The organism is Virgibacillus ainsalahensis (assembly GCF_055380755.1).
Genome location: NZ_AP043943.1, coordinates 820,571 through 832,793, shown reverse-complemented (window position 1 = coordinate 832,793; position 12,223 = coordinate 820,571). Strand labels below are relative to the sequence as shown.

The window sequence follows — 12,223 nt, the reverse complement described above, 5'->3', positions numbered from 1 at the left end:
GGCATGAGTTTAAAAACATGAAAAACAAAGATAAGGGTAGCTTTCCCAAAATCTTTTCTCTCATGCTTTCTCACTCATGCCTGATCGAATCAGTTACACGTAGAAACATATATTATTCAAATTTAGCATGTAATCTCTGCAAATGCATCGTCAGATAAACCGCTTCTGCATCATACACAGGTTTTTTCAATGTTTGTTGCATTATTTTCATTAACTTCCATGAAAGATTATAGCACGTCGGGTATTCCGTTTTCAAGAGGCTAGCAATTTTTAATGGCTCCTCCAGTTTTTCATCCTGCAAAACTCTTTCAATCGTATAACGGATATGTCTTACGAGCCGGATATAATCGATTCCGTTGTGGTCGATTGTTATCTTTAATTGACTTTCAATTAGTTCAACCAGTTGTATGACCAGCTGTGAATATTTATTTACATCGGAAATTGTTTTATCTGTAATCGCACTGTGTACATGCAATGCCACAAAGCCAATCTCACCATCAGGCAGATTTATTGCCAATGATTGATTAATATAATCCACCACTTCAGCAGCAATTTCATATTCAAATGGGTAAAGCGCTTTTGTCTCGGTCAAAAAAGGATTTTTAATTTCCATTCCCTTTTTCAAACGATGGATGGCAAACAGAATATGATCCGTCAGGGCCACATGCACCTGCTCATTCAGCATCACGTTTGACCTGCTTCGAATCATTTCAATCGAAGCAATAATCGTATTTAACATAGCTTCATCTATTTGAGGCAAAAGCTGTTTGTAATGCTCCTTCTCTTTTTCATTCCGCAATACAAATAACTTCTCAATCATATCTTCACGAATGGCATCATGTTTTTTCTTATTGAAGCCAATCCCTTTTCCTATGACAATAACTTCCTCTTGATCCGGCTCCGCTACCGCGATCAGCACATTGTTATTCAAAACTTTTTCTACCATTAATGTATTCAACATTTCCGTCCCCTTAACAAAGCAAGCTGATAATTTGCTCTACGGTAAAGCGTACCACTGTGGGGGGAATATTTCTACTCTGGCGGCACTGTGGTTATTCCCCTATTGCTGCCTCATCTGCCACAACAACAACATTCTTATGGTTTTGCAATACAGATGCCGGAACATCCTCCGTTACTTCCCTATTCATAAGTTTGTTTAGCGCTTCCCGTTTACTTTCACCTGAAACAAGCAATATAATCTTCTTGCTTTCCATAATCGTATCAATCCCCATGGTAATTGCCTGCTTTGGCACATCATCCAATGATCGGAAAAATCGGGCATTTGCCTGCCTTGTTGATTCTTCCAAATCAACGACATGCGTTCTGGAATCAAACGGAGTACCTGGTTCGTTAAATCCGATATGGCCATTGATACCAATGCCTAATACCTGTAGATCAATACCTCCTGCATCCTGGATCAGCGCTTCATAATCCTGGCAAGTCTGCTGTAAATCTGCAGCATTTCCCTTTGGCAAATGAACGTTTTCAGACTTTATATCAATATGATTGAATAATTTTTCATACATATAATGGTTATAGCTATTTTTATCATCCGGATCCAGGCCTACATATTCATCCAGATTGAATGTAGAAACATCTTCAAATGATCCTTCGTTCTTCTTGTTTGCTTCAACAAGATGCTTATACATTCCCTCTGGAGTAGAACCTGTAGCAAGTCCCAGCACCGGATTATTCAGGGCAGCAATCTCTTTTAGAATGATCGCACATGCCTGTTCACTCATAGCTTCGTAATTTTTCACTTTAATAATATCCATACTATTCTCCTTTATATGCCACAACACCGCGACAAATCGTGTATTTTATATTCAACTTCTCATCAATAAGTAAAACATCCGCATCTTTTCCTACTGAAATACTTCCCTTTGTCTCAAACATACCGATCTGTTTTGCCGGATTGATGGATGCCATTTTTATAATATCCTGCATGGAAACTCCAGTCAATTGTAACATTTTCCGGGCGCCTTCATTCATTTTCAAAATGCTTCCAGCTAATGTTCCATCTTCGAGCATAGCGCGGTCCTCCGTCACTTTAACAGGCTGACCACCAAGCTCAAAATCTCCCATTGATAAGCATTTGGCACGCATGGCATCTGTGATCAAAATAAGGCGTTCTGCCCCGATATTATGATAAATCAACTGCAGCATTTCCTGCTCCACATGGACCCCGTCTGCAATCAGTTCAGCACGTAATTCCTCCAATTGAAATGCCGCACCGACGACACCGATATCCCGATGATGAATTCCTGACATCGCATTACATAAATGGGTAACCTGCCTGACCCCATGTGAGACAGCTTTTTTCATCCCGGCAAAATTCGTATCCGTATGGCCTGCAGAAACATTCACACCTGAAGCAACAAGCTTCTTAATAAAGTCTCCTTCCCCATCATATTCAGGAGCCATTGTTATTGTTTTTATTGAATTACCTGAAAGCTGCTGCCATTTTTCAAACAATCCAATATCAGGTTCGATGATATAATCGAGCGGTTGGGCGCCTGCCCGCTTCTTCTCAACAAATGGTCCTTCTAAATGTACACCGATTATTTCTGCCTGTCCGGATTTATTTTTATATGCCGCAATGTTACTTAGTGCTTTTTCAATATTCTCCGGGGATTGGGTGATTGTCGTTGCTAAAAAGCTTGTCGTCCCTTCCCTTGGTAAAACCGAAGTCATGGAATCAAGCGCTGCTTCTGTTGCATCCATCACATCCGCTCCATTCGCTCCATGGATATGACCATCGATGAATCCGGGAATAGCATGGAGACCTTTGGCGTCGATGACCTCAATATCCCCGTCTGTGTACTTTTCATTATCTTTCATTTCCACAATGTCTTTGATTTGATTATTTTCAATATATATACCACCGTTTGGCAGCACCTTGTCTTCAAGAAAAACCGATACATTTTTAATAAAAAGATGTTCATGTGGCATATTTCATCTTCCTTTCCAATTACAATTTCAACCGTAACACCATTATAGTGGTCTATACCTTTATCTATACAAGTATAGCAATCTGGTACAATTGATTAGAAAATTCAGCTAATCATCAAGTTCTTATATGATGAGAAGGAACATGTTTCTTCTAAAATCGGACGATACCTACTGCGTTTATAATATGGAATTTCTTTGGACGACAGATTTCTTTTATACTGCCAGTTTCTTGATTGCTCCATGAATTTTGCAGCAAGGGACTTCTTTATACCAGTTCGTGCAGAATACAATTCGAAAAAAGGGGGGGTCTTTCATGATCGATAAACATTCGCCTATCCCGATATATTATCAATTAGAAGAACAAATTAAAAACTTCATACAATCTGAAAATCTTGCCCCTGGAGATATATTGCCTTCCGAGCGTGAGATGTCGGAAAAGTACAAGATAAACAGAATGACAGTAAGGCAAGCTATCAATAATTTAGTTGCACAAGGTCTGGTATACCGGCAAAAAGGAAGAGGAACCTTTATCGCTGAAGAAAAATTCGAACAGGACTTATCAGGCTTATCAAGTTTCAGTGAGGATATGCTGAACCACATAAAGAGCTGGTGCCAAAAACATAAAGGAGAATTCAAGCATTTCTGTAACACCGGTAAAGAAGGATGCAAACGCTGCGGCCATCAATAAAGACGCTGCAGTTTTTTTCTTTTTGGTTTTCGCTGTGTGATACATTGCTAACACCGCAGCAGGAAGACCGAACATCATAATTGGAAAGAATCCAGCCTGTCTCCGGAAGCATCAATCCGTTACCAATTCATTAAACTAGGTATGGATCATTGAAATCTCTCCTTTATTTGGATTACTTTACCTAGGTTACTATTTTACAATACATATAAAAAAGATGAGCACCTAAAGTGTTCAGGGGCTCATCTTTTTATTAATTAAATAGCGTTCTCGGCATAAAACTACGCAACGATACCATCAAGCATCCACCGGAAAATCAACTACGATACTATCTTCTACACCAATTTCCTTCAGATAGGAAACAATCTTTTGATGCTGTGGATGGGGGCCATAGCCTTCCAGCGCGTCCCGGTCTGTAAAGCGGACGGTCAGCCCGACTTCGTACCCCTTGCTTCGATCGGAAAAGTTATGTCCCTGCTGAATGTCCACAATGCCCGGAATAACGTTTTTCAGCGCCAATGTTCTTCGGATTAATTCATCTTTTTCTTCCATTTTTGTCTCCGGAGAGAATTTGATTAATACAATATGTTCGATCATGTTTTCTTACTCCTATTTCTTATTCAGTGATTTCTGGTCAAATCCGGCAATTTTCTTATAGCCGCCTGTTATCTCCTCAAGCTCTCCTTTTGAGATGATGTCATGCAATTCGGCAAAGCCCTCTGGTGCACGTTCTTCAACAATTTGCATGACGTGTTCCGGGCCGTTTTTCCGGTTGCTTTTTACAATATTGGCTGTGGGCTCTAACCGCACTTTTTCATATGCCTTTAATGCAGATTCAACATCAGGTTCTTCCATTATAGCCTGTCCCAATGCATCCGCATCGAGGATCGCCTGGGACGCGCCATTTGACCCAATTGGATACATCGGATGGGCAGCATCCCCGAGTAACGTCACTCTGCCAAACGTCCACGCTGGCAGTGGATCTCTGTCTACCATCGGAAATTCATAGACAGCCTCAGTTTCCTCAATGAGCCTTGGCACATCCAGCCAGCCAAAGTCCCAATCGGCAAAAGCAGGGGCAAATTTCTGCTTATCGATTTTCCTGTTCCAATCCGCCCGTGTTGGTGCATCTTCCTCAATGGTGAGCTCTGCAATCCAATTAACAAGTGAACGGTCACCTGAAATTTCCGGGTCAACCGGATAAGCAACAAACTTCTGATCCTGGAATCCTGCCATAATCATTGATTTTCCTGTCAGGAAGGAAGAAGCTTCTGTAAGGCCGCGCCATAAAATCCGTCCACTGAATTTCGGCTCTCCTTCATTTGGATAAAAGGATTTCCGCACAGCCGAATGAATTCCATCTGCTGCGATTAGGATATCCGCACTGTATTTTCCCAGTGACGCTCCTGTTTTTTTATTCTCGAAATGTGCTTCCACCTTATCGGAAAAAGACTCAAATGAAGTCAGATGGTGACTTGTCTTCACAGCTTCCTCACCTAGTTGTTCCTGTGCCGCTTTTAACAGAAGCATCTGCAGCCTGCCCCGGTGAATGGAATATTGCGACCAGCGATAGCCCGCGTCTTTTCCTCTTGGTTCCTGCCAGATTTGCTGTCCAAATTTATTGAAATAACTGAGTTCTGCTGTAGGAACGCCAATCTTTTCCAGATCCTCACTAAGCCCCAGTTCCGTTAAAATTCTTACCGCATGTGGCAGTAGATTAATTCCAACACCTAGCGCACGAATCGTTCCTACACTTTCAAAAACATTTACTTTTACGCCTGAGCGGTGCAACTTAAGTGCTGTTACAAGCCCGCCAATTCCTCCGCCAACGATGATGGCTGTTTTGCTGTTAGACATGAAAACTCCCCCTGATGACTGATAATGAAATTATGTAATCAATTCAGACTTTTCGTTTCTATTAATTATTACATAAAAGGAGATTTTTTCAATGGGAAATAGAAAAGAATCTTCAGTCTTTTTCTTTTGCAATAATCTGGGGGATGTACTTCAAAATGCTAGTGGGAGCCTTCCATAAAGAGAAAGGCTCCCACATCAGGGGCAATTATTTTCGGTTTTCGTTTATTACTTCTCTAACGTTGCCGGAAAATAGCGGTTTTTCATTTTAGTGGAAAGGACTTCCAGGAAAATGGCGATTAATAAGATGGCATAGGTAATAAATCCAACCTCACTAAGATCAAAGTAGAATCCGGATGCCATGGAAAGCTCAAAGCCGATACCCCCTGCACCTGCTGCAGCTCCCATTGCGACGGCTACACCAAAGTTAATTTCAAACCGCAGAAATGTCCATGACATCAAATAGGTAAAAGTGGATGGAAGCACAGCATGTGTGACAATATGCCACCAGCTGGAGCCAGTTGCCCGTAAAGCTTCAATAATGCCAGGGTCTATTTCCTCAAAGGACTCGGAAAATGCTTTAACCAGGTATGCTACCGAATGAAACAGCATACCAAGGATTGCGGCCTCACTCCCCAGGCCTGCTGCTATTGCAAAGATGAGCACCCATAATACGGTTGGCACAGCCCGTATAAAAGCAACAACAATCCGTACACTTTTAGAGAGCCACTCCTTCGATAAATTCGTTGCTGCCATCAAGGCCAGAAACAGGGCAATCACTCCACCAAAAACTGTTGATAAAACTGCCAATCCGAGTGTTATTCCAATTTGATACATCGCTTCCCCTAACCCAAAATGGCTTAATCCCGGCTGAAGAAACATCACCTTCAGATTATGAGCCGTTTCTGTAATCGCACTCGACAGCTCCAATCCGGTATAATCGAAAAACAGAAAAGCCATTCCTGTTAATACAACAAAAAGAATAAGTGTTACTCGCATCACACGCTCTGATTTGCTTCCTGCTTTCAGATTAATCCTGCCATCTCTCTTTCGTTTTATGTAGGGTCTTGTTTGAATGACTTCCATTACAGAATCACCTTCCGTATATAGTTGGAGATTAGTTCAATCAGGATGACGGCAAGAACAATCGTGAAAGTAATAAGAGCGACCATGTTATAGTTCATCGTCTTATAGTATAAATCAAAAATGAACCCAATCCCTGTACCTGTCAGTATCCCGACGAGTGTTGCACTGCGGATATTTGTTTCAATCATAAATAAGATCCAGCTGATCAGCTGTGGCTTGCATTGAGGTATAACCGCCTTATTTACAATATGAAAATAAGATGCTCCAGTGGCTGTTAATGCCTCCACCGAACTGTGGCTTGCTTCATCGATGGATTCAATGAACGCCCGTGTCAGAAATCCAACACTTCCGACGAATAGTGCCAAATAGCCGGTCACTGAATTTTGCCCAAAGGAGAGCAGCAGGATTAGCGCCCACGCCACTACTGGAATATTTCTGGAAAACGATGCGATAAACCGGGCCAACGTACTGATGAAGCCATTAATTCTCGTTATTTTGGATCCCATTAGTCCCAAAAAAAGGGAAACGACGGCAGCTGTTGTTGTGGCAGCAATCGACATGAAGATTGTTTCATTCAATTTCACCAATACATCCGGCAATCTTTCCAGGGATTCTTGTGTAATCAGCAGGTTAGAAAAAATCCATCCGATTGCTGCAGGAAATGTGGCAAGACCCTGCAGAAAATTAAAATTTGTTATCACAGCAGACAAATAGGTGATTACGATAATGATTATAAAAACCAGACTTGTCTGCCATTTGCGTTTGCGCATTCGTTTAGCATCCATCACAGGCTGTCTCCTTATACCGTAATTAACTCTCTCGTTGCTGTACCATAAATATGATTGATCTGTTCCTCGGACAGTTTCAGATTAGGTCCGTCAAAAACGACTTCTCCTTTTTTCAAGCCGATAATACGATCCGAATAGCTTTGAGCAACTTCCACCTGATGGAGATTTACAAGGCAGGTGATGTTCATTTCAGTTGTGATGGATTTTAAATGGTCCATAATTACTTTTGATGCATTCGGATCAAGGGAAGCAATCGGTTCATCACAAAGAACAAGCTTCGGTTTCTGAATAAGGGCTCGGCAAATTCCAACACGTTGCTGCTGTCCGCCGCTTAGCTGATCACAGCGTTTATATGCATGTTCTTCAATACCCAGTTTTTCAAGAAGGTAAAAAGCATGCTCTTTCTCTTCTTCCGTAAACCTTCCCAGGACTCCCTGCATGACTGTCTTGTAGCCAAAACGTCCATGCAGCACATTTTCAATGACCGTCAACCTTGGTACTAGATTATAATGTTGAAAAATCATCCCAATATTTGTCCGCAATTTACGAAGTTCTTTCTTCTTCAGACTTCCTACGTCCAAATCATCAAACGTTACACGACCCTCATTGATGTCAACCATTCGATTGATACAGCGCAAAAGGGTCGACTTTCCTGCACCGGATGGTCCTATAATGGAAACAAATTCTCCTGCTTCCACCTCAAAATGGATATCCTTTAATACCTTTGTTGCTAAGTCATATGATTTACCAAGTCCCTCAACCTGTAATAATGACATGAATATAAACTCCTTTATTTAGAAAACTTAGATTTTCGCTAATCTTTTTTGGCGATAAAGCCTTATTCCGAACTATCATGCAGTAACAAAGTTTTATACTTTCTCAGAGGGGTCTGGCCCCCTGAGCAAAACGATTAGTTGGAAAGCTCACGAATTGGGTCGAACCACTCATCTTCAACTGGTGCAAATCGTTCATCACCAGATTTTGTGAATAACGCGGAGTCCTCAGAATCTTCCGGTACGAAAATCGCTTCATTGTTTGCAACTTCATCTGAAGTGAAGACTTCCAACAATTTGTCAAAATCTTCCTGACCTAATGCTTCCATGTTGGCAACAAATGGAGCATTCAACACTGGAGTTACACTCATTAACGTGAACTCGCTGCCAGTTACATTGTTAAAAGGCTCTTCTGCATCATCCTTTACACGATAGACCGCGCCTTCCGTATTTTCTTCCCCTTCTGCAATTTCCACATAATTTTCCACACATGTATCACAGAATGCAGCTACATCGGCATTACCTGTTAATAGATTCACTGCTGATCCCTGGTGGGAATTTCCAAATAATACCTGGGAAAATAATGCGCCGCCTTCCATTAAGTCCTCTTCCGTCAGATTAGCGTATTCTTCCTGCTCATTGAAATGCCCAAGGATTGTGGAAGTTGGAACCTTAAATCCTGATGTTGAACTTGTTGATACAAAGGAAAACGATTTGTCTGCAATTGTGTCCAGTGAAAATTCACCGTCAACTTTATAATTTTCCTGCTCATCTACGTTCAATGCAAGCCAGCTGTGATATAAAGCGTCGTCCAATGTTCCTGATGGCCCTGTTGGTACAGCTAAAGGCTGGATGGCATCATTACTGGCATTTGCTTCGATATATCCTTGAGCTCCCATGAATGCCAAATCAGCATTATTATTAACCAATGTTTCAATAGCAATCGCATAATCTGTTGTTAAGTGATGTTCCACTTCCTTGCCGGTAGCATCTGCAATTGTACTGCCAATGGCGTCACGGGAAGATTTTAGTTCACTACCAGATTCATTCGGGTACCAGACAATATCGATTACATCATCAGGCTCTCCACCTTCATTGGCACTACTTTGGGAACAAGCAGCTAAAAATACCATAAATACAGACAGCATTACAATCAAAGATAAATTCCTTTTCATCACCATGCACCTCTTTAGAAAGTTTTTGTAACGAAATGTACCTAATCTCAAAGCTATCATTCTACAAATTCACAGAAGAAATCACCCCATTCCTCTCACTCTGTTTAGCTAGTTATATTGAAACATAACCCGAAACAAAATAGTGCAAATTTACAGACTCTTAACCCTATCTTAAGGTTGTTTACATGTCCTTGATCTTAGGGGGGTAATCGTTGCAGGACTTAAAATTTCTCCCACCCCGATCACTTCTCCAAAATCACCATGGTAATCTGTACCGCCAGTCATCATCAGCTGGTATTCACTCGCCAATTCAACCACTTTCTGATGGTCCTGTTTCACATGGTCCGGGTGATTACATTCAATCCCGCCTAATCCAGCATCAACCAGCTCCGGAATGAGCTCATAGGAATCCAGCTGACCAGGATGCGCAACGACAGCAATCCCGCCATCTGCCACAATTGCCTGCAGGGCATCAAACACATCCATATAGCGGATGTCTCCGGAGGCAATACCATTTCCTTTAAATAACATTTGATATAACTGTTTATACTCTCTCGATGAATACGACGCCGCTGTCAGATCCTTCATGATATGCTGTTTATATATGGTACTGCCTGGCTTGACCATCTTCATAATCCTTTCCGCATCTAGTGCGTAGCCATTCTTATTCAACTGCTCGATTTGCCATAGGGAATGTGCCTGCCTCCGCTCTCGTACCGGTTCCGTTACCGCTTGTATATTCGATGCTTCCGGGTTGTAGAAATAGCCAAGAATATGAACTTTCCGGCTTCGTTTAAAATCATACGCCGATAGTTCAATGCCTGGGATTGTTTCAATTTCATATTTCTCCCCCATCCGTTGTACTTCATACCAGCCTGTAATCGTATCATGTTCGACAAAACTAATTTGGGATAGCCCGCGTTTCTTCGCTTTTTTCATCACTTCCCCGACGGAATCAGAACCATCGGAATAGCTGCTATGTACGTGCAGGTCTGCTTTCACTTTACAACACCCGCCTGGTGTCTGGCTGCTCGGCTGTTTTTTATATCAAAAATGTTGTCACATAAACCATCCATAAATTCAATATCGTGGAAAATGCCCACAAGCGTTGTCCCTTGAGCTTTCAGGCTTTCAATGATTTCCCTGACCTTTTGTTTCGATTGCCTGTCAAGACTTGCAGTCGGCTCATCAAGCAATAGCAGTCTCGGTTTTTTTACCGTTGCCATGGCAATATTAAGGCGGAGTTTTTCCCCACCGGAGAATGTATTCGGATAGGTATCCCATAATTTTGAATCCAGTTCAAAATGTGTTAATGCTTTCTCTGCTTCAAGTTGTGCAACTGCTTCAGACTTCCCCATTTCAAGTAATGCTTTTTCCACCAGCTTTCGTGATGTCGTTCTCGGCATCACATTCAGAAATTGCGACACATAGCCGATTTCATATTTTCTAAGATAAAGCATCTCCCGTTCTGTTGCTTTTGTTAAATCAATGCGGCCAAAACGAGCCGAATCATATAGAATCTGCCCCTTATCCGGCAAATAAGTACGATAAATGCTCTTAAGGACCGTCGACTTCCCGCTGCCGCTTTTTCCGACAATCCCAATGAATTCCCCCTTTTTCAGGGTGAAATCAATGTGTTCAGCTGCCTGGATGGTTTTACCTATGTGGTGAATCGTAAACCGTTTGCCAAACTCCTTCACTTCAAGCATCAGCAAAACAACTCCTTTTTTATTTCGTACGGTAATTAGTCGTTGTAATTAAGGATCCATTGACAATCGTTTTTGTCAGCATCGGATACCCGTCTTCCATTCGTTCAATAACTAGCAGATCTGCTTTTTTACCTGCTTTGATGGATCCAATCTCCGAATCCATGTGTACTGCTTTTGCCGGATTATGCGTGACCATCATAAACATGTGGTGCAGATCATTTCCATGTTTCTCGTTTAAATCAAATATCGCATGGAGCAGGGCAGCAGGATAATAGTCACTGCATAGAATATCCGCACAATTATGCGCAATAGCCTCGACTGCAGCTAAATTTCCGGAATGGGAACCACCAAGCAGGACATTTGGAGCACCGACAATGGTCGAAATCCCCATCTCTCTGGCTTTTTTTGCAACATCCAGGGTAATTGGGAATTCACTAATGGTAGTGCCAAAGGATTTCACAAGTTCCAATTTTTGAATATTATCGTCATCATGGGAAGCCACTGCTATGCCTTTGTCCATCGCTTTGCCTGCTATTTCTTTCATCTTTTCCATTGTGATCACTTCTGCCGTCTGACGTTCCATGATAATCGTCTGAACGTCATGATTACTTAATTCACGATACCCCTGCAATGTTTGGCGATACACTTCCAGATCGCGGTACTGTCCCTGGCCGGGGGTATGATCCATAAACGACAATAGATGTACTTTATCGTCCTCAATATTTTGGACAAGCTGATGCACTTCATCGAGATTATCAATCTCAAATCGGGCATGGAGTCTGTGGCGAATCAGATGAAGTTCGTGATGGGTGCTGTCTATTGCATCAACCATCCGCTGGACATTTTCCGGTCTTCGCATTGGTTTATTAGTAAAAATATCCTCCCGATAGAACGAAAGGGAATGAAACATCGTCGTAATTCCATGGCTTATTAAGATCTTTTCCGCTTCCCGCAAACTGATGTTAAAATCCATCATACTTGTCGGTCTCGGGGATGCGATTGTCTCAATATAATCAGAATGAATGTCAATGAACCCCGGTGAAATATAGCCACCGTTTGCATCAATCCTTTCCGCCTCTGGGTAGGATGAAATTTCACACTCTGGAATAATGCCTCGGATTGTCTCCCCTTCTGTGATGACAGCATGCCCTTCAATAATCGCTTCTTCTGTAACAACTTTTCCATTATGAATAATGTACAC

The 12,223-nt window shown here is 41.8% G+C and carries 12 protein-coding genes and 2 pseudogenes; 1 reads left to right on the top strand and 13 read right to left on the bottom strand.

Going from position 1 to position 12,223, the window contains the following annotated elements; genetic code table 11:
- Nucleotides 1–112: 112 nt before the first annotated feature.
- The 3 genes from glcT to nagA all read right to left on the bottom strand — a co-directional run bounded on the left by glcT (nucleotide 113) and on the right by nagA (nucleotide 2,952).
- Nucleotides 113–958: a glucose PTS transporter transcription antiterminator GlcT gene (glcT, locus tag ACZ427_RS03860; RefSeq protein WP_461179056.1), complete on the bottom strand. Its 846-nt coding sequence runs from the start codon at nucleotides 956–958 to the stop codon at nucleotides 113–115.
- Between the two features lie 94 nt (nucleotides 959–1,052).
- On the bottom strand, nucleotides 1,053–1,775 hold the full coding sequence (gene nagB, locus ACZ427_RS03855) for a glucosamine-6-phosphate deaminase (protein WP_461179055.1): 723 nt from the start codon (nucleotides 1,773–1,775) through the stop codon (nucleotides 1,053–1,055).
- Nucleotide 1,776: 1 nt separating this feature from the next.
- Nucleotides 1,777–2,952, bottom strand: a complete 1,176-nt coding sequence (nagA, locus tag ACZ427_RS03850; RefSeq protein ID WP_461179054.1) for an N-acetylglucosamine-6-phosphate deacetylase — start codon at nucleotides 2,950–2,952, stop codon at nucleotides 1,777–1,779.
- Nucleotides 2,953–3,265: 313 nt separating this feature from the next.
- On the opposite strand from nagA, the pseudogene ACZ427_RS03845 reads away from it, so the two are divergent.
- A pseudogene (locus ACZ427_RS03845) lies at nucleotides 3,266–3,541 on the top strand (GntR family transcriptional regulator); the annotation flags it as partial.
- On the opposite strand, the pseudogene ACZ427_RS03840 reads toward ACZ427_RS03845, so the two are convergent.
- From ACZ427_RS03840 to phnM, 10 genes and pseudogenes are all read right to left on the bottom strand, one after another.
- Nucleotides 3,530–3,739: pseudogene (locus tag ACZ427_RS03840) on the bottom strand (PTS transporter subunit EIIC); the annotation flags it as partial. The pseudogenes ACZ427_RS03845 and ACZ427_RS03840 sit on opposite strands and share 12 nt — an antisense overlap.
- Nucleotides 3,740–3,934: 195 nt before the next feature.
- Nucleotides 3,935–4,234 carry a Dabb family protein gene (locus ACZ427_RS03835; protein ID WP_461179053.1) on the bottom strand — a complete coding sequence of 100 codons (300 nt, stop codon included), beginning with the start codon at nucleotides 4,232–4,234 and terminating at the stop codon, nucleotides 3,935–3,937.
- Nucleotides 4,235–4,246: 12 nt separating this feature from the next.
- Nucleotides 4,247–5,494: a flavin-dependent oxidoreductase gene (locus ACZ427_RS03830; RefSeq protein ID WP_461179052.1), complete on the bottom strand. Its 1,248-nt coding sequence runs from the start codon at nucleotides 5,492–5,494 to the stop codon at nucleotides 4,247–4,249.
- Nucleotides 5,495–5,719: 225 nt separating this feature from the next.
- Nucleotides 5,720–6,577: an ABC transporter permease subunit gene (locus tag ACZ427_RS03825; protein WP_461179051.1), complete on the bottom strand. Its 858-nt coding sequence runs from the start codon at nucleotides 6,575–6,577 to the stop codon at nucleotides 5,720–5,722.
- Nucleotides 6,577–7,362, bottom strand: coding sequence for a PhnE/PtxC family ABC transporter permease (locus tag ACZ427_RS03820; protein WP_461179050.1), 786 nt, complete (start codon nucleotides 7,360–7,362; stop codon nucleotides 6,577–6,579). Before ACZ427_RS03820 ends, ACZ427_RS03825 begins: the two co-directional genes overlap by 1 nt.
- Nucleotides 7,363–7,376: 14 nt before the next feature.
- Nucleotides 7,377–8,141, bottom strand: a complete 765-nt coding sequence (phnC, locus tag ACZ427_RS03815) for a phosphonate ABC transporter ATP-binding protein (protein WP_461179049.1) — start codon at nucleotides 8,139–8,141, stop codon at nucleotides 7,377–7,379.
- A gap of 134 nt (nucleotides 8,142–8,275) precedes the next feature.
- The gene (locus ACZ427_RS03810) at nucleotides 8,276–9,313 is read right to left on the bottom strand and encodes a PhnD/SsuA/transferrin family substrate-binding protein (protein ID WP_461179048.1); all 1,038 of its coding nucleotides are present in this window, start codon (nucleotides 9,311–9,313) and stop codon (nucleotides 8,276–8,278) included.
- 171 nt (nucleotides 9,314–9,484) lie between these two features.
- On the bottom strand, nucleotides 9,485–10,315 hold the full coding sequence (locus ACZ427_RS03805) for a PHP domain-containing protein (protein ID WP_461179047.1): 831 nt from the start codon (nucleotides 10,313–10,315) through the stop codon (nucleotides 9,485–9,487).
- Nucleotides 10,312–11,028 (bottom strand): phosphonate C-P lyase system protein PhnL, encoded by a 717-nt coding sequence (gene phnL, locus ACZ427_RS03800; RefSeq protein ID WP_461179046.1) that lies wholly within the window; start codon nucleotides 11,026–11,028, stop codon nucleotides 10,312–10,314. Before phnL ends, ACZ427_RS03805 begins: the two co-directional genes overlap by 4 nt.
- A 13-nt stretch (nucleotides 11,029–11,041) precedes the next feature.
- The gene (gene phnM / locus ACZ427_RS03795) at nucleotides 11,042–12,223 is read right to left on the bottom strand and encodes a phosphonate metabolism protein PhnM (RefSeq protein ID WP_461179045.1); all 1,182 of its coding nucleotides are present in this window, start codon (nucleotides 12,221–12,223) and stop codon (nucleotides 11,042–11,044) included.